The sequence below is a fragment of the Paenibacillus sp. JJ1722 genome (genome assembly GCF_048282685.1).
Taxonomy (GTDB): domain Bacteria; phylum Bacillota; class Bacilli; order Paenibacillales; family Paenibacillaceae; genus Paenibacillus; species Paenibacillus polymyxa_B.
On the sequence record NZ_CP182500.1, the window covers coordinates 3,523,815 to 3,540,136 of the forward strand.

16 protein-coding genes are annotated in these 16,322 nt (G+C 47.5%); 8 read left to right on the plus strand and 8 right to left on the minus strand.

Annotated elements, in window-relative coordinates; translation table 11 throughout:
- Nucleotides 1–2 precede the first annotated feature (2 nt).
- Nucleotides 3–1,604: an ABC transporter substrate-binding protein gene (locus ACM1ND_RS15645; protein WP_418026286.1), complete on the minus strand. Its 1,602-nt coding sequence runs from the start codon at nt 1,602–1,604 to the stop codon at nt 3–5.
- 274 nt (nt 1,605–1,878) lie between these two features.
- Here ACM1ND_RS15645 and ACM1ND_RS15650 point away from each other — a divergent pair, with 274 nt between their 5' ends.
- Nucleotides 1,879–2,796 (plus strand): LysR family transcriptional regulator, encoded by a 918-nt coding sequence (locus ACM1ND_RS15650; protein WP_025723122.1) that lies wholly within the window; start codon nt 1,879–1,881, stop codon nt 2,794–2,796.
- Nucleotides 2,797–3,135: 339 nt separating this feature from the next.
- On the opposite strand, the gene ACM1ND_RS15655 is transcribed toward ACM1ND_RS15650, so the two are convergent.
- The 5 genes from ACM1ND_RS15655 to ACM1ND_RS15675 form a co-directional block, all read right to left on the minus strand.
- A complete protein-coding gene (locus tag ACM1ND_RS15655) occupies nt 3,136–3,276 on the minus strand; it encodes a hypothetical protein (RefSeq protein WP_023989112.1) in 141 nt (46 codons plus the stop codon).
- Between the two features lie 81 nt (nt 3,277–3,357).
- Entirely contained in the window at nt 3,358–4,158 is an 801-nt protein-coding gene (locus ACM1ND_RS15660; RefSeq protein WP_418026287.1) for a hypothetical protein, read from the minus strand.
- 71 nt (nt 4,159–4,229) lie between these two features.
- On the minus strand, nt 4,230–4,649 hold the full coding sequence (locus ACM1ND_RS15665) for a hypothetical protein (RefSeq protein ID WP_418026288.1): 420 nt from the start codon (nt 4,647–4,649) through the stop codon (nt 4,230–4,232).
- 235 nt (nt 4,650–4,884) lie between these two features.
- Nucleotides 4,885–6,165, minus strand: a complete 1,281-nt coding sequence (locus ACM1ND_RS15670) for a helix-turn-helix domain-containing protein (RefSeq protein ID WP_279832814.1) — start codon at nt 6,163–6,165, stop codon at nt 4,885–4,887.
- A 22-nt stretch (nt 6,166–6,187) separates the two neighbouring features.
- Nucleotides 6,188–7,006 (minus strand): carbon-nitrogen family hydrolase, encoded by an 819-nt coding sequence (locus ACM1ND_RS15675; protein ID WP_053325654.1) that lies wholly within the window; start codon nt 7,004–7,006, stop codon nt 6,188–6,190.
- A gap of 176 nt (nt 7,007–7,182) precedes the next feature.
- Here ACM1ND_RS15675 and ACM1ND_RS15680 point away from each other — a divergent pair, with 176 nt between their 5' ends.
- The 7 genes from ACM1ND_RS15680 (at nt 7,183) to ACM1ND_RS15710 (ending at nt 14,561) form a co-directional block, all read left to right on the plus strand.
- Nucleotides 7,183–8,364 (plus strand): pyridoxal phosphate-dependent aminotransferase, encoded by a 1,182-nt coding sequence (locus ACM1ND_RS15680; protein ID WP_264453645.1) that lies wholly within the window; start codon nt 7,183–7,185, stop codon nt 8,362–8,364.
- A gap of 241 nt (nt 8,365–8,605) precedes the next feature.
- Entirely contained in the window at nt 8,606–9,811 is a 1,206-nt protein-coding gene (gene proB / locus ACM1ND_RS15685) for a glutamate 5-kinase (protein ID WP_028540662.1), read from the plus strand.
- Between the two features lie 12 nt (nt 9,812–9,823).
- Complete coding sequence (locus ACM1ND_RS15690) at nt 9,824–11,116, plus strand: glutamate-5-semialdehyde dehydrogenase (protein WP_418026289.1); 1,293 nt, start codon at nt 9,824–9,826, stop codon at nt 11,114–11,116.
- 39 nt (nt 11,117–11,155) lie between these two features.
- Entirely contained in the window at nt 11,156–12,022 is an 867-nt protein-coding gene (gene proC / locus ACM1ND_RS15695) for a pyrroline-5-carboxylate reductase (protein WP_023989119.1), read from the plus strand.
- The gene (locus ACM1ND_RS15700) at nt 12,019–13,230 is read left to right on the plus strand and encodes a 2,3-diketo-5-methylthiopentyl-1-phosphate enolase (RefSeq protein ID WP_023989120.1); all 1,212 of its coding nucleotides are present in this window, start codon (nt 12,019–12,021) and stop codon (nt 13,228–13,230) included. Before proC ends, ACM1ND_RS15700 begins: the two co-directional genes overlap by 4 nt.
- Nucleotides 13,227–13,904, plus strand: a complete 678-nt coding sequence (locus ACM1ND_RS15705; protein WP_023989121.1) for a 2-hydroxy-3-keto-5-methylthiopentenyl-1-phosphate phosphatase — start codon at nt 13,227–13,229, stop codon at nt 13,902–13,904. The genes ACM1ND_RS15700 and ACM1ND_RS15705 overlap by 4 nt, the downstream gene beginning before the upstream one ends.
- Nucleotides 13,905–14,561, plus strand: a complete 657-nt coding sequence (locus tag ACM1ND_RS15710; RefSeq protein ID WP_023989122.1) for a methylthioribulose 1-phosphate dehydratase — start codon at nt 13,905–13,907, stop codon at nt 14,559–14,561.
- 202 nt (nt 14,562–14,763) lie between these two features.
- On the opposite strand, the gene ACM1ND_RS15715 is transcribed toward ACM1ND_RS15710, so the two are convergent.
- Both ACM1ND_RS15715 and ACM1ND_RS15720 read right to left on the minus strand, forming a co-directional pair.
- The gene (locus ACM1ND_RS15715; RefSeq protein WP_028540656.1) at nt 14,764–15,375 is read right to left on the minus strand and encodes a flavin reductase family protein; all 612 of its coding nucleotides are present in this window, start codon (nt 15,373–15,375) and stop codon (nt 14,764–14,766) included.
- A gap of 164 nt (nt 15,376–15,539) precedes the next feature.
- Nucleotides 15,540–16,322, minus strand: a complete 783-nt coding sequence (locus ACM1ND_RS15720) for a hypothetical protein (RefSeq protein ID WP_069079756.1) — start codon at nt 16,320–16,322, stop codon at nt 15,540–15,542.

The following is a 16,322-nucleotide window of genomic DNA, read 5'->3' on the forward strand; positions in this document are numbered from 1 at the left end:
ATCTAATTACCTTTCACACGTACATCTTCAAAACGAGCGCTGTTATTGGGAAGCACGACCAGGCCATCAATGGAAGAACGAACACCTTTCAGAATATCCGGATAATAAAGCGGGATGTAAGGTACCTCGTCTGCAAGGATTTGTTGAAGCTTGGCGTAAATTCCCGCACGTTCTTCCCCATCAGGTGTTTTTTGCCCCTCGTGCAGGAGCTTGGTAACTTCATTGTTCGTGTAATGAGTCCAGTACGACTTGCTAAAGCCTTCCGGATCTGTCTGGAAAGCGAGGATCGAGTTGGCTTCTGGAGAATCCGCCTGTCCGCTGTTGATCATTGCCGAAAAATCATAGGCAAAGAAACGCTCGCGAAATGAGGCCAACTCAACAGATTCGATTTGAATGTCTATGCCGATCGTTTTGGCGGCCGCCTGAATAATCTGTGCCTCCTGAGTTCTTGAGTTGTTACCAGAGGCAATGAGCAATTTTGTAGAAAACCCATTAGGGAACTTTGATTTTGCAAGCTCTGCTTTGGCAGCGTTCGTATCAAAGCTGAGCGCTTTAATCGTATCGTTCGTGTTGTAGGGAATGGCTGGCGGCAAAAGCGAATTGGCTGGCTTTGCGAAACCAAAGGTAACCGCATTGGTCAATCCATTACGGTCAAGTGCCAACGCCAACGCACGGCGAACGTGCACATCCGAAAAATGCTCGTCCAGGGTATTGAAGAACAATTGCTCTGTCACCCAGCTTCCATTGGTCGCCACTTTGGTATCAGTTCCTTGTTTTAATTCATTTACATTTTCAAGAGCTACAGACTCAATAGCGTCTATCGCGCCAGCCTTCAGCTGGTTAATCGCTTGGCTGTCATCTTCAATGAGCTTGTAGACAAGTTCATCGATATATGGCTTGCCTTTCTGCCAATAGTATTTATTTTTGCTGAAAGTAAGATCACCGGCAGAATCCCATTTCTTAACGACGAAGGGACCGGTACCGACCGGATTCTTAAAGAATTCTTTTTCCGAGACACCGCCAAAATCCTTTGGAAGGATGCCATTGGAGAAATTTGAGAGTTCAGAAATAAACGGCGTATACGGCGCTTTAAGCTTAATTACAAGTGTTTTTTCATCTTGAGCCGAAAGCGAAGCCACCTGTGCCGCTATTGCAAGAGGACCTCCTACATTCAAATGACGCTGAATTGAAAAAACCGCGTCCTCGGCAGTAACTCCTTTACCGTCTGAAAATTTCAAGCCATCACGTAAAACAAAAGTATAGGTTAATCCATTCGCGCTAATATTGTGCGACGCTGCAAGCCAATCCACAATTTTCCCATCACTGTTAAAGGCGACTAGTGGCTCAAATACTTTGTCGATAGCAAAAGCATTATTTGATGTAATCTGATTATGCAAATCAAACGAGGTTACGGAAGCCGGGCGGCCATATGTAAAGGTTCCCCCTTCCGCGGGTTGATCAGCGCTTGTGCTTGGGTTAGTTGCGTTTGTATTTTTATCTGCATCATTTTTGGAGCCGGAGCATCCTGCCACGAGAACCAATAAAAGAAATGCTAAAGATCCAACCAAAAACGGTTTCCTAAAAGATACAATAAGTTTGGACATCCCATTTTCCCCTTTTCTCCAATAAAACATATTGTTTTAATATGAATAATATTATGGATGAACCCATTTGCCATGTCAAACAGAATTAAATACCATAATTTATAAAATCAAAGATAAAAGTAAACATAGGGATTTTCCAGCTTGTGAACACATGGAGTTCATATGGGATTGGGAATTTCATTATATTATTGTATAATCAGTCTATGAAGTAATAGGTAAAGCTTATAAGACGACAACCATTATAAAAGCGTATATAAAAGGGGTTTAAAACTCGATGGAATTCAGACAACTTCAATACACCCTGCAAATTGCAGCGGAAAAAAACTTCTCACGCGCAGCAGAAAAACTGCATATTGCTCAGCCCTCTTTGAGCCAACAATTGTCCAAACTGGAAAAAGAACTTGGGGTACTTCTATTTCAACGCAACACCAGCACGGTGGAATTAACACATGCAGGAGCAAGCTTTGTGGAAAAGGCAAAAAAAATAGTCGATGCAGTTGAGCAGCTCCGGCAGGAAATGGACGACATTTCTCAACTGCGAAAAGGGAAGGTTGTGGTTGGCAGTATGCCCATCACAGGTTCTCATTTGCTGCCGCATGTGCTGCCTGTATTCAAGAAAGCTCATCCGGACATTGAAATCGTGTTGGTCGAGGATTCATCCATGAATTTGGAGAAAAAAACTGCCAGTGGGGATACAGATCTCAGCCTGCTATCTCTTCCATTAGTAGAACCTACACTTTCCTATGTGCCGATCGGTGAAGAGTGGATTGATCTTGCCGTTCCTCCAGGTCACCCCCTAGCCCTGCGTAAAAACGGAGACCATCCGCAGCCTGTGCATATGGAAGAACTGAAAGATGAGCCTTTTGTCGTTCTGAAAAAAGGGCAAGGCTTTCGCAAGCTGACGATGGATTTGTGTCATCAAGCTGGCTTTGAACCCAATGTGGTGTTTGAGAGCACTAATATGGAGACGCTCCAATCGCTTGTAGCGACAGGTATGGGAGTGACACTCGTCCCCCGTTTTATCGCCCGGGCCGCCAGCAGCGAGTTTGTTCCAGCATTATTGCCACTCGCCGAACCTACCCCTAGCCGTACCCTAGCCATTGCCTACCGAAACGGACGTTATTTGTCTAAAGCTGCCGAAGCCTTTATTGATACCTTCCGAGAAACGGTCGAGCAACTTTCTCAAAAGTAGCTTCAAATGTGAAAAGGACCGTCTTCCTCCTCAGCCAAAGCCAGAGAAGAAGACGGTCCCGGGGCTTCGCCCCTATGCTTTCAATACTTCATTTACTTTACGGGTTCGATTACACTGTTGCGATGTTGCTTCCATCTGTCTTTAACGAACCACATTTCATGTTCATTTGAATTTCATGTCAGCCTCGCCTGATTACTTTACGCTTGCTCGGAAACTCCACTTTATCCATCCCGCATCACTTCTTTCCTTAAGGTCTCTAGCCTTGGTCTCCCAAGAATGTCCTACCTCAGTTCCAATGTGCTGTGTGATCCCAAAGTGCCTGTCCTCGCCTTTTTGTGATCAGGGTCTCCCTAAATCTGGTGGACTTTTATCCTGATCATAGCCCATTTCATAATTGTTTCCGACAACCTGTCTATTTAAGCCTCTCGGCCGTGACAGGCCATCCCTATTCGCCAGTTCGGATCTACTTTGGTTATCCATCGTTATCGACCTCCTGGTGTCGGGATACTATTATAATACACCTATGGGCTGTAACTGAAACAGGTATCGAAATTTTTTTTATTATCGAGAAGAACCAAATGCTTGCTGTACCTCGGCTTCACTCACTTGTGTTTTAAAGACCAATTTCGAAGGGTCTTGTGGTGAATAAATGACCTCTATAATACTTCCCTGCTGCAGCTTGGATAGTTGGGAAGAAAAAACATCCTTTTGCGTGGTTACATTAAATGTATCGCCGTTGCTTTTCGTAACACTCAGCGTAAATTGAAGCTTAATTTTATTAGGTCCTGCTTTCCCCATGGGTGTGACATCCAGCACCTTCGCATATGCCTGCTCACCGGTTTTGGCAATTTCCATCAGCTCAGGCGATACGCCCTGCTTGACCATTTGCTCATTCATTAACGCTTGTAAATCCGTCTGCGACACCTGCCCTTTCAGGTCAAGTCCTACTTTCAGTTTATCTTTCTCCGATACGACCAACGGAATGATCGAGCCTGGCTGAAATTGAGCCATGGAAGTCAAAGGAATAATCGTCGTCAAAGCAGTATCATATTTGTCTTCTCCATGTTTGGTTACGGTCAACCCGAGCTTTACCTGCGGCTGATTGTTCACATAAGTCCCTGTTAGCTGAACACTTGTAATAATCCCTACTCCAGGAACACCCTTCTTGACCTTACCGCCTCCAAAAAACACACCTAAAATGCCAGGTAGAAAAATAAGCGCAAAGCCTATATAAATTAACGGCCTATACCACGGGGCATCCATAATCACAAATGGATCATCCCATAAATAGTTAGCCAAAAATGGTGAGAAGCCTACACCAAACACCAAAAGTACCCCGATCATACTTAAAAATCCTTTCATCCTCCAAAACCCCTTTTTCAATCATCTGTTCAAATTATATGTCAGCAAGAAAGGTGAGACGACCTACTCATTTATGCTGTCACCAGACCCATATAAATCAGCTCCGATGAATTTACCGGATTGCTCCCCAGACCCACCGTATCTCCAGGCCGCGGAATTTGCAGCTTGGATACGAGCGTTTCCAACGTTTTTGGGTATCGATTACCGTTTACTTCCGTCACATCTAGCACTAGCACCACAATCGGATCAAAATTCACGAGCTTCCCGGTATCTGTTACCGAAATAACAACCGCAGTCGCTGCCATCGACAAACCACAGTTAGCCGCCGTTTGAGCTTGTCTTGCCGAGTTTAGGCTTTGGTTAATCTGTTCCCGATGCTCTTTGGGTACCAAACCTTTCATAAATAATCCTGACAGGCCTTTATTCATCAGTTGATCTGCTTGTTCTATCGCATCCTGCTGTTTTTTCTTTTTCCCGAATAAGTTCATCATGTGGTTGCACCTCGTATTTTGTATTGTCGTTCCCTATGAATTCAGTATAAAAGAGGGTATATGGCATCACAATACGTTTTGGCGCATACAAAAAAACCGAAAAAACAGGAGCTTTAACCTGTACTTTTCCGGTTTATTTTGAACTCTGGGACGGTTTACAAAAAATTTTGCGCACTTTGGAGTATTCTTTCGCACGATCTATCCGATAGTTTTGTGAAAAACGAGTGAATTCAGGCTATTTTTTACGCAAAAGATAGACCAATTTGCGATAATACGCCGATGATTCTTTATAACGACGACTGTCCTCGGACACAACTGCCAGCGTTTCATATAACTGTTCAAGCCGCGCTGGATGCTGGAGAGCTTCAAAATAAGGCAAGCATTGCAAGGCATGCATCCAAAAGGCGTCCTGATTTCCCTGAGCAAGCGCAAGCTGGCTTTCATAAAAATCAAGCCCCATTTGCTGATCTGTTGTCAGATTTGTTTTACGCAGTTGATCCAAATGCTGTGAGAGAAGCCCCCAATTTTTTCGCGCAAACGCAATCTCACAGCGATAAATTAGCGTAACGGGCAGCATCATCTGCTGCATTTCCTCCCGCTCCCGGCTCACCAGCGCTTCAAAACGCGCTACTTCCTCCAAAGCCTTATCCAGCTCGCCAATCGATGTCAGCATAATAATCCGGTTGTTCAGAATGGTCGTGAGCATATCTGCCGCATTTTCTAAATAGACCAAATTGGCCTCAGCCATAGAGAGCGTTAACAGTGCTTCCTGCACAGAACCCATGGCAAAACAATATCCGCTGTAAGCCACATACAGACCCGTCAAACGGTGAAAAAGCCGATCATCATACACCCTGCGCATCGTCTGCTCGAATACCTGCTTCGCCTGATCAAATTGCTTGACCTGAATACAGGCCTCCATCATAATGTTTTGCGCATTCAGCCAGTTTTCCGTCCCCTCTTCCACCAGACGGCTTAGCTGCTTAACGTTATTCAGCACATCATAATAATGGTTTTTCGAGCGGAAATACTGGATTTTATAAAATAATATTGCTTTTTTTAGCGGTGCGGGCAGCTCCACCTCATCCGAGCGACCAAACTTCTCCAAATAAAAATTCAAATAGGTTTGATGTAAATATTCATAGGCCGTTGGGTCATTTAATTGCTGATAATAAACGGCCTTCATCAAATAAGTCGTCATTTCCACCACAAGCGAATCGTTGCGATCCTCCAGTAGATCCACATAGCTTTCCGTGGCAGGATTAGCCAGCTTGGACAGCTCTGTGAAAATCTTATCCGCTGTAGTCAGCGTCTCTTCATCCTCTGCCGCTGCACGCAAGAGGTAGGAGGGATTTACACCTAAACGCCCAGCAATTTGCTCGGCCAAATCCTCTGCCAACGGGTAACGGTCAGCCAGTATATTTGCGAAATGTGCTGGTGTCACCAGCCCGTCTACCAGCTCTTTACGGGACAGATTTTTCTTTTTACACAAAAATTCAATGCGTTCCTTAAGCATGGAGTATTCCTTTCTACACTGATTATCGGTCATACAGTGAGGGACGCCGATCTTCAAACACCGGAATACGACCACGTACGTCCTGCACTAAGGCAGACTCAATCGTTCCTGTGATGATCCCCTCCTGCTCTCCGCCCTCAGCAATGATTTCTCCCCATGGATCAATAATAAGCGAATGCCCGAAGAAATCAGTATCTCCACTGCGACCTACCCGGTTACAAGCAATAACATACATTTGATTTTCTATAGCACGTGCGGTTAGCAAGGTACGCCAGTGATGAAGCCGGGGATGAGGCCATTCTGCGGGTACGATCAGCAAATTTGCGCCCGACAGGGCCAAACTACGGGCTAGTTCAGGAAAACGAATATCATAGCAGATCGACGCACCTGCCCGAATCCCGCCATCCAGTGCGAATAAAACCTTTTCTTCGCCAGGCTGCAAATATTTTTCTTCATCCATAAGTCGGAATAGATGAATCTTGGAATACGAAGCAACCTCTCTGCCTGTTCGGTCAAAAACGAGCATCGTATTATACACATGACCGTCGCTTTTTTTCTCTGCGATCGACCCAGCTACTACGTTCACTTCATGGGTGGCAGCGAATGCTGCTATCCATGCCCGAGTCTCCGTCCCTTCCTTGTCCGCCAGCTCATGAATGCGATCTAAGGCATAGCCTGTGTTCCACATTTCCGGCAGGACAATCAGATCCGGCTTCAGTTCGACTTTCATCGCTTGTTCCATTAAAGCTCGGATATGACTGCGGTTTTCCGGGGGATTTCCTATCTCTATGTGAGCTTGTATGAGTGCAACACTGAACGGCTGAGCTTCCTGATACGTCAAAATCCTTCATCCTCCTTGTGAGCCAGAGCTTCCCGCGACCCATTGTCCGGTATTTTCCCCCATCATAGCCCGATCAGTCTGGATTACGCAACCATGCAAGCTTAATTCCCCCTATACAACTCGGTAAAATCGTGATAGATTATTTCTTAAACTATTCCAAAAGGTCGTGTGAATTGATGACTCATTTTTCTATTCCCTCCGCTGACGTCATGAAACAGTTACCCACTCAATTTTTTGCCACACTTGTACAAAATGTAAACCGTGAAATCGCGGCGGGGCATGATGTCATTAATCTCGGACAGGGGAACCCCGACACGCCCACTCCTTCTCATATTGTAAAAGCTTTGCAGGAATCAGCGGATAACCCGCTGTATCATAAATATTCGCCATTTCGCGGTTACAGCTTTCTTAAGGAAGCCGTTGCCCAGCGCTATCAGGAGGATTACGGTGTGACGCTCAACCCTGAAACCGAGGTCGCCATCCTGTTTGGCGGAAAAACGGGTTTGGTTCAGCTGCCGCAAGTCTTACTCAATCCCGGGGATGTGTGTCTCGTCCCTGATCCCGGCTACCCGGACTACTGGTCTGGTGTAGCCTTGGCTAAAGCGGAAATGTCTTTTCTCCCATTAAAAGAAGAGAACCGTTTTCTGCCCGATTATGAAGCCATTTCCGAGGAAGACCGCCGCCGCGCCAAGTTAATGTTCCTTAACTATCCGAATAATCCAACCTCGGCAACGGCTCCACTTTCCTTTTACGAGGATACAGTTGAATTCGCGCAACGTAACGGTATTGTAGTTGCCAGTGATTTCGCCTATGGCGCTATTGGATTTGATGGCGAACGTCCGGTAAGCTTCCTACAGGCTGAGGGTGCTAAAGAGGTGGGGATTGAGTTCTATACCTTGTCCAAAACGTACAATATGGCGGGCTGGCGTGTTGGTTTCGCGCTCGGTAATGCCGAAATCATCTCGATGATTAATCTCCTACAGGATCATATTTATGTAAGCTTGTTTGGCGGCATTCAGGCAGCGGCGGCGACAGCCTTGACGGCCTCGCAGAACTGCGTAGGCGAGCTGGTAGCCCGCTATGAATCACGCCGTAACGCTTTTTATGATGCACTTGGGCAAATAGGCTGGAAGGCGACGCGCCCAAGCGGCTCCTTTTTCAGTTGGTTGCCTGTGCCGCAGGGCTATACTTCCACTTCTTTTGCCGATCTGTTGTTGCGGGAAGCCAAGGTGGCTGTTGCTCCAGGGATCGGCTTCGGGAATGGCGGCGAAAGATATGTGCGAGCGGGACTGCTCAGCTCAGAAGCTCGACTGACCGAGGCAGCTGATCGAATTGGCAAGCTAAACCTGTTTGGTTAAGCCGTATTTTCCAGCTACAACTTCTTTGCCAAACCTGGTCTTTTCGTGGTATTCTGTATCCAATATCATTTAGCGCGTTGAAGGGACTATTAAGAGAGACTCGGTCCTGTTCAGAGAGTAAATTCCGATAGGCTGCAAGAATTTACCTGGACTCTCTCCCAACTCCTATCCCCGAGCGCCCTGCGCAATCAGGCGGTCCCTGCCGTTAACAGGTTTCAAGTGGGATGATCATGAATCATCAATGAAGGTGGTACCGCGGAAGCACAAACTTTCGTCCTTTGCATACAAAGGATGGAAGTTTTTTTGCATTAAAAAGAGTAAAATTAAGGAAGTGGACGTCTTGTCAACACGAATCGTCATTAAAATCGGAAGCAGCTCTCTAACTGGAGTGGAAGGTGGCTTGAATCGGGAAGCCATCGCTTATTTTGCCCGGGAAATCAGCTTGCTTCGTGCAAAAGGTCATGAAGTGCTGCTGGTTACATCAGGTGCAGTAGCCGCCGGATTCAGAGAGATTGGGTACCCGTTTCGCCCTAAGCTACTGCATGAAAAGCAAGCGGCAGCGGCTGTTGGCCAAGCTCTTCTCATGCAGGCCTATGAGCAGGCTTTTAAAGATTTTGACCTAGTGATCGCGCAGGTTCTACTGACCCGTAGTGACTTTTTGAGCCGCAAACGGATGAATAATGCCGGAATGACCGTAGAAGAATTGCTGCGCCAGCAGGTTATCCCGATCTTTAACGAAAATGATACTGTATCGATTGACGAATTGAAATTCGGCGATAATGATATGCTGTCCGCGCTGGTTGCCAATCTGGTCAAAGCTCAGCATCTGATTATCATTACGGACACCGATGGCGTATATACGGCAGATCCGCGCAAGCATCCGAATGCCGTACGTTTTGAACGTATCGAAGAAATTACAGAGGAGATTTATGCATTAGCTGGAGGTTCTGGATCGTCTGTAGGTACTGGCGGCATGCGATCCAAGATCGAAGCTGCCAAAGTCGCTACACGCGGCGGTGTGCCTGTATATGTGGGACGTGTAAGCGCGAATGGCGATCTAAACGCAGCCGTCGAAGGACACGGACCGGGAACTTATTTTGACACTCACCTCTCTTCACTTCCGATGAAAAAACAGTGGCTTGGATTTATGTCCACCCCTCTGGGCGCGGTGCATGTAGACGAAGGGGCCGAGGAAGCGTTGGTTCACGGAGGACACAGTCTACTTCCGGTTGGCGTACGACGTGTCGAAGGCAGCTTTCATGCCGGAGATGTCGTTGAGGTGCTCGGACCGGAAAATAAAGTTTTAGGACGCGGCATCGTCAATTATGACGATGAACAGCTACGAATTGTACAAGGATTATCCAGCGGCGAGGTTGTGGGCAAAATCGGTCCCATTCACCGGCTTGAGGTGATCCACAGGGATGAATGGATTACATTATGTATGTAGGGAGGCCGTAACATGAGTGATTTAACGACTAACACAGCTACAACCGAGGAGAATCAGTTTAGCGAAGTACGAACCAAAGCCAATCTTGCCAAAAAAAGTGCCGGGGTCATGAACCGCCTGACTACAGCACAGAAAAACGAAGCATTGCTTGCTATGGCTGAAGCTCTAGTAAATCATACTGAAGAGCTGATTGCAGCAAACCATAATGACCTGAAACATGGACGGGAACAGGGAACATCCGAGTCGCTGCTCGACCGCCTCAAGCTGACCGAGGACCGAATCGGAGCTATTGCCGAAGGATTACGCCAAATTGTGGCACTGCCTGACCCGGTCGGCGACATCCTTGAGCAAATTGAACGTCCAAACGGTCTGAGAATTGAGAAGATACGTGTGCCGCTGGGTGTCATCGGCATCATATACGAAGCGCGTCCAAATGTAACCGTGGATGCCGCGGGCCTGTGCTTGAAAACAGGCAATCCGGTTGTGCTACGCGGTGGTTCAGCCGCCCTCTTCTCCAACCGCAAGATTATCGAAGTACTCCAGCAGGCACTAGACGCAACAGCTGTGCCACGCGAGGCGCTTCAACTTATTGAAGATTCAGACCGTGCCTCGGTCAACGAAATGCTCACCTTGAACGGCTTGCTGGATGTAATTATTCCACGCGGCGGGCGTTCACTCATTCAAAATGTTGTTCAGAACGCTACCGTACCTGTCATCGAAACCGGAGCTGGTGTATGCCATACCTTTTTGGACGCTACAGCGGATGCAGCAATGGCCGAAGCGATTACGCTGAATGCCAAGGTGCAAAGACCGTCCGTGTGTAACTCGATGGAAACATTGCTCGTACACTCGGATTATGCAAAAGCACACTTAACAGGATTGGCAGAACGCTTTCGTGATGCGGGGGTTGAGCTACGCGGCTGTGCACGCACACGAGAATTGGCCCCTTGGGCTATTCCTGTTACAGAAGAGGATTACGGCACCGAGTATAATGATTACATTATGAACATCAAGGTCGTAAACAATTTGGACGAAGTACTGGAGCATATTGCCCGTTACGGTACGATGCATTCTGAGTGTATTGTCACCGAGGACAAAGCCCATGTCGAGCGTTTTCTGCAAGAAGTGGACGCGGCAGCCGTGTATCACAATGCATCCACTCGCTTCACGGATGGCTTCGAGTTTGGGTTTGGTGCCGAGATCGGAATCAGCACACAAAAATTACATGCCCGCGGCCCAATGGGATTGCCTGCCTTGACTTCAACCAAATATCGCGTGTACGGTACTGGACAAATCAGGGAATAATAACATAAATCAATCTGTATCCTTGGAGGTTATGAATCTATGTGTGAATCACAAACAAAGGTTTTAATTAATGAGCAAATTACATTTTTCGGGGCAGGATCAATGGCAGAGGCTATTATTCGCGGAATGACGGCTCGTTCTGTCGTCAAACGTAGTGGTATTACCGTCATCAACCGCAGTAATCAGGCTCGCCTTGAGGAACTTCAAAAGCAATATGGAGTCTTGTTCCAAACCGAGGATGCCGCCAAAACCGAGCTTCTGCGTCGTTCTCCGGTCATTGTGCTTGCCATGAAGCCCAAGGATGCTGCACAAGCACTTGGGCAACTCGGCCCACTTCTGTCTGATGAGCAGCTGATTATTTCGGTAATCGCAGGATTGTCCATTCGTACGATGCAAACGTTGCTGGGTCGCAAGCAGCCGATCGCACGGACGATGCCCAATACATCCAGCTCAATTGGGCTGGGAGCCACAGGCATTAGCTTTTCCAAGGAAATCAGCGAAAACCAGCGTAAAAACGTGCTTACGATGTTCGAATCTGTAGGTACGGTAACGGTTATAGAAGAAGAGAAAATGGATGTTTTGACCGGGATATCTGGAAGCGGCCCTGCTTATGTCTACTACCTGATGGAAGCCATGATTGCCGGGGGAATCCGTGGTGGCTTGACCCCTGAGCAAGCGCACGAACTAACGGTGCAAACCGCGCTTGGAGCGGCACGCATGGTGCAGCAAACCGGAGAGGAGCCTTCTGCCCTTCGCCACAAAATCATGTCTCCTAATGGCTCTACGGTAGCTGCATTGGAAATGCTGGACAAAGGTGACTTCTACGAAACGGTGATTGCGGCGGTGCAGCGGTGCGCTGAACGATCCCGCGAGATGGGAGCTGTACTCAAGGAGGGAATTGAATGAGCTATTGCTTGGCGACCTACCGGGTATACGATGACAAAGCCGATTTTAACCAAAAGGCCCAATCTATTGCCATCGGCATGACGGTGGGCAGCTGGACTGAGCTCCCGCAAGCCAAACGGGACGCGATGCAAAAGCATCTTGGCTCGGTTCATTCTGTGGATATTTACGATGGAGGTCCCGGTGAACGGTACGCGGACCTGACCATCGCTTACCCGGATGTCAACTTCAGCCGAGACATTCCTGCTCTGCTGGTCACAGTCTTCGGCAAAATTTCGATGGACGGCCGAATTAAGCTAACGAAGCTGGGTTTCTCGGAAGCATTCCGCTCTGCTTTTCCAGGACCGAAATTCGGTATCAGCGGCTTGCGCGAACAGCTTGGCGTGTATGATCGTCCCCTGCTCATGAGCATTTTCAAATCTGTAATTGGCCTCAATTTGGACGAACTTCGTGAACAGTTTACCCGGCAGGCTCTCGGTGGCGTTGATCTGATCAAGGACGACGAGATCTTGTTTGAAAACGCGCTGACGCCGATTGAAAAACGTGTCGAAGCCTGCATCAAAGCCGCCGAAGCGGCTGAGCGTGAAACCGGTAAAAAGCTGCTGTATGCCGCTAATTTAACGGGGCCGACCTCGCAGCTTAAGACGCAAGCTCTCAAGGCCATTGATGCGGGTGCCAACGCGTTACTGTTTAACGTGTTGGCCTACGGTTACGATGTGCTACATGAACTTAGTAGCGATCCTGCCGTCTCGGTGCCGATTGCAGCCCATCCTTCGCTGGCGGGAGCTGCTTATCCATCGCCGCATTATGGTATTTCGGCGTCCGTCCTACTCGGTCAGCTTATGCGGCTGGCTGGCGCTGACCTCGTCCTCTTCCCTTCTCCCTACGGCTCAGTGACGATGCCGCGTGAGGAAAACATGGCGATCCGCGATGAGCTGATCACCCCTGATCTACCGCTGAAGGCCAGTATGCCGGTCCCTTCCGCAGGGATTCACCCGGGCCTCGTGCCGTTAATTGTACGTGACTTTGGTACTGACGTTGTTGTCAACGCTGGGGGCGGGATTCACGGTCATCCGCTGGGTACAGAAGCTGGTGGGCGCGCCTTTGTGCAGGCGATTGAAGCGGTACAGCAAAATGTCCCTCTGGCAGAATACGCCCGTACTCACCCCGAGCTGCAATCTGCGCTCGACACATGGGGAGGTGAACGATGAGCACAGCGAAGAAGCCCGTCATTTTTTGCGATTTTGACGGGACAATTACGAACAGCGACAATATTGTCGCCATTATGAAGCATTTTCAACCTACAGGCTGTGAGCCCATCATGCATCAGATCGTAAATGGGCATACATCCATTCGTGAAGGCGTTGGTGCGATGTTTGCCCTCATGCCATCGGAGCAAAAGGACGAAATTATCTCATATGTACTTGGACAAGCTGGTATACGCGAGGGCTTTGCACGCTTTTTGGACTATGTACGAGAGCAGCAGATTCAATTTTTCGTCACCAGTGGCGGCATTGATTTTTTTATTGATCCATTGCTAAAACCCTTCGATATTCCACACGACCACGTCTATTGCAACGGAGCGGATTTTTCCGGGGATCGCATCCAGATTACTTGGCCGCATCCATGTGAGGAACCGTGTACAAATGATTGTGGCATGTGTAAAACGACTGTGATTCGTCAATACCCTTCCGAACAATACGAACGGATTTTGATCGGCGACAGCCTGACCGATTTTGAAGGAGCTAAAATTGCCGATCTTGTGTACTCCCGTTCGCATCTGACTTTAAAGTGTCAAGAGCTTGGCGTACCACATGTACCCTTTGAAACATTTGATGACATTATCGAGGATTTAAAGCAAAAACAGGAGCAAGGGGTGCTGTAAATGAGTTTTAACTTGGCAGACATTTCATTGGAAGAAAAACGCCGCGCACTTGAAGAACTCGCTGATGTCAAAGAACTATTCGCATCTCGCAACTGGTTCCCAGGCACGAGCGGCAATTTGTCGATCCGAATTGGTGACTTTCATCCCGAACAATTTTATTTTGCAGTCACCGCCAGCGGCAAGGATAAAACCAAGCGTACTCCGGAAGATTTTCTATTCGTAGACCAGTACGGAAAAGCGGCAGAAGCGACAAACCTCAAGCCAAGCGCAGAGACGCTTATACATTGTGAAATTTACCGCCTAACAGGCTGCGGAGCCGTTTTTCATGTGCATACCGTGTTTAACAATCTGATTTCCGAATATTACGGTGAGCAAGGCGCTGTACCTATCCAAGGTATTGAGCTGATCAAGGCTTTTAACATTTGGAAAGAAAATGCTGCCATTGATATTCCTGTGCTGCCTAATTACGCGGATATTGCCTCGATTGCCAAGCTCGTACCTGGTGTGCTGAATGATCAGGTGCCTGGAATTTTATTGCGTAACCACGGCATTTATGCGTGGGGCCGTGATGTATTTGAGGCTAAAAAGCATTTGGAGGCGTTTGAATTTTTGTTTGAAACGACCTATCGCTCCCTGCTGCTGAAAACTTTGAAGTAAATAAACTCATAAATATCAAAGATGCGTATCCTTATTTGTAAAAGTAGTCATTGAATATCGAGAACGGAGCCTAAGCGATAGCACAGGAACGTTCTCTTTTTTTATAATAAGGGTATTTCTATTCTACTAGCGACATAAAAGGAAATATGATGAATAAGAATCCTCCTGATATAATTTTGGATATGCTGTAAAAAAACGCCCCCTATTGGGGACGCTCCAGCGTGAATTGCTCTCCTAGCTTCGCATAGTTGTTCCCAGCCAAACGACTTACTGGACGCAACTCCTTAGCAATCACATACGTATTTTGATACGCTTCCTCGGACAAATGATACTGCACTACGCGTCCGATTAACAGATCACAGGCAGGTGTGTCCTCCTGACCTCCCAACGGTATAACCTGTTCCAGAATACATTCCATACGTATTTTCGCTTCTGCCACACCGGGAACTTCGATTTTTGTACTTTTGACCGGGGTAAGGCCTGCCAGTGTAACCTCACTCTCCTGCGGCAACAGACGGGAAGCCGTCACATTCACCGCTCCCACATTGTCCTCGTCTGTGATATGTACGACAAAAGCCTTATGCTCCATCGCATTACGTGCTGTATCTTTGGGTACTCCATCAACACGTTGTACGGATACAGACAGCAGTGGCGGTTCAGAAGCTACGATGGAAAAATAACTGAACGGCGCACCATTCAGCACCCCTTCGCTGCTCAAAGTCGTTACAAAGGCTACCGGCCTTGGGATGATACTTCCGGTCAACAGCTTATAATTTTCACGCCCTGTAAGCGTGTCAGGATTCAACGAAATCATTTTTCTCCCTCATTTCCGATTACAATCGCTATTCGACTGCACATCATCAAGTTTCGCCTGATAAGCAAATGCACCATTAGTTAGCGACATGGATGACATCTCAGGCTTCCCTTTCAGTATCGCGTGAATGATACGAAATGTAAAGTTGGAGCCGGAAGATCTCCCTATTTTTCAATTATATTTCCTCGGCTATCGCGCACAGTAACCGTAATTCCCTCAGGTACAGCAATCGTAACATCAAGCTGCTGCTGAGTCTGCATAAACCGTGTCGGAATTTGACCCAGTAATACATACAAGGTATCGCCGATTTGCTTGGTCTGATATAAATCTTGCCCCTTTATTTCGTCCTCTTTGCCTGTGTATACATAACTCCCGAACACATGCACCTCCGGTGAGGTGGTTGCATCAATTTTGACCGCATAAGGATCTTCTCCCTGTACAATCACCTTGGTCACTCCGGCAGGCAGTTTTTCATGCCAGTCTGGGAGAAGCCTTGTTTCCTGAACCGAACTCATTATTTCTCTGACTTGCGGAGTGATCCCCAATGAACTGACCAAGGCAAATCCGATACAGCAAAAAACCAATACCGCCGTAATAAACATACTGAATAAATCATAACGAATGCGCTCACGCGTCCCTTTCCAAGCAGTATACATTAAAATTTCCAACCCCAGCAAAACAAAAACGACAGGCCACCAGGTCAAAGCCTGGTCCAGTATGCCCGCTCCCCAAAACTTGGAGGCAAACGTTATGCCCCCCAGCAGGACGAGGAAAAGTCCCATTGACAGCCTTCCGACTTTCCACACCCCTGCCGGAGCGTTTGACGCTTTAGAGGAACTATTTTTGTTAGACGATGTACCAAATATACCTGTGGAGCCTCCTCCATCGCTATGAGGATGATGGGCTCCCTTAAAGGGAGCCTCACTCTTTGAAAACTCAGTATCCAT

Excerpts from the sequence above, each read along its gene's own strand:
- ACM1ND_RS15645 (WP_418026286.1), bottom strand. The coding sequence starts at position 1,604 with ATGTCCAAACTTATTGTATCTTTTAGGAAACCGTTTTTGGTTGGATCT.
- ACM1ND_RS15650 (WP_025723122.1), top strand. The coding sequence starts at position 1,879 with ATGGAATTCAGACAACTTCAATACACCCTGCAAATTGCAGCGGAAAAA.
- ACM1ND_RS15655 (WP_023989112.1), bottom strand. The coding sequence starts at position 3,276 with ATGGATAACCAAAGTAGATCCGAACTGGCGAATAGGGATGGCCTGTCA.
- ACM1ND_RS15660 (WP_418026287.1), bottom strand. The coding sequence starts at position 4,158 with ATGAAAGGATTTTTAAGTATGATCGGGGTACTTTTGGTGTTTGGTGTA.
- ACM1ND_RS15665 (WP_418026288.1), bottom strand. The coding sequence starts at position 4,649 with ATGATGAACTTATTCGGGAAAAAGAAAAAACAGCAGGATGCGATAGAA.
- ACM1ND_RS15670 (WP_279832814.1), bottom strand. The coding sequence starts at position 6,165 with ATGCTTAAGGAACGCATTGAATTTTTGTGTAAAAAGAAAAATCTGTCC.
- ACM1ND_RS15680 (WP_264453645.1), top strand. The coding sequence starts at position 7,183 with ATGACTCATTTTTCTATTCCCTCCGCTGACGTCATGAAACAGTTACCC.
- proB (WP_028540662.1), top strand. The coding sequence starts at position 8,606 with ATGAAGGTGGTACCGCGGAAGCACAAACTTTCGTCCTTTGCATACAAA.
- ACM1ND_RS15690 (WP_418026289.1), top strand. The coding sequence starts at position 9,824 with ATGAGTGATTTAACGACTAACACAGCTACAACCGAGGAGAATCAGTTT.
- proC (WP_023989119.1), top strand. The coding sequence starts at position 11,156 with ATGTGTGAATCACAAACAAAGGTTTTAATTAATGAGCAAATTACATTT.
- ACM1ND_RS15700 (WP_023989120.1), top strand. The coding sequence starts at position 12,019 with ATGAGCTATTGCTTGGCGACCTACCGGGTATACGATGACAAAGCCGAT.
- ACM1ND_RS15705 (WP_023989121.1), top strand. The coding sequence starts at position 13,227 with ATGAGCACAGCGAAGAAGCCCGTCATTTTTTGCGATTTTGACGGGACA.
- ACM1ND_RS15710 (WP_023989122.1), top strand. The coding sequence starts at position 13,905 with ATGAGTTTTAACTTGGCAGACATTTCATTGGAAGAAAAACGCCGCGCA.
- ACM1ND_RS15715 (WP_028540656.1), bottom strand. The coding sequence starts at position 15,375 with ATGATTTCGTTGAATCCTGACACGCTTACAGGGCGTGAAAATTATAAG.
- ACM1ND_RS15720 (WP_069079756.1), bottom strand. The coding sequence starts at position 16,322 with ATGGATACTGAGTTTTCAAAGAGTGAGGCTCCCTTTAAGGGAGCCCAT.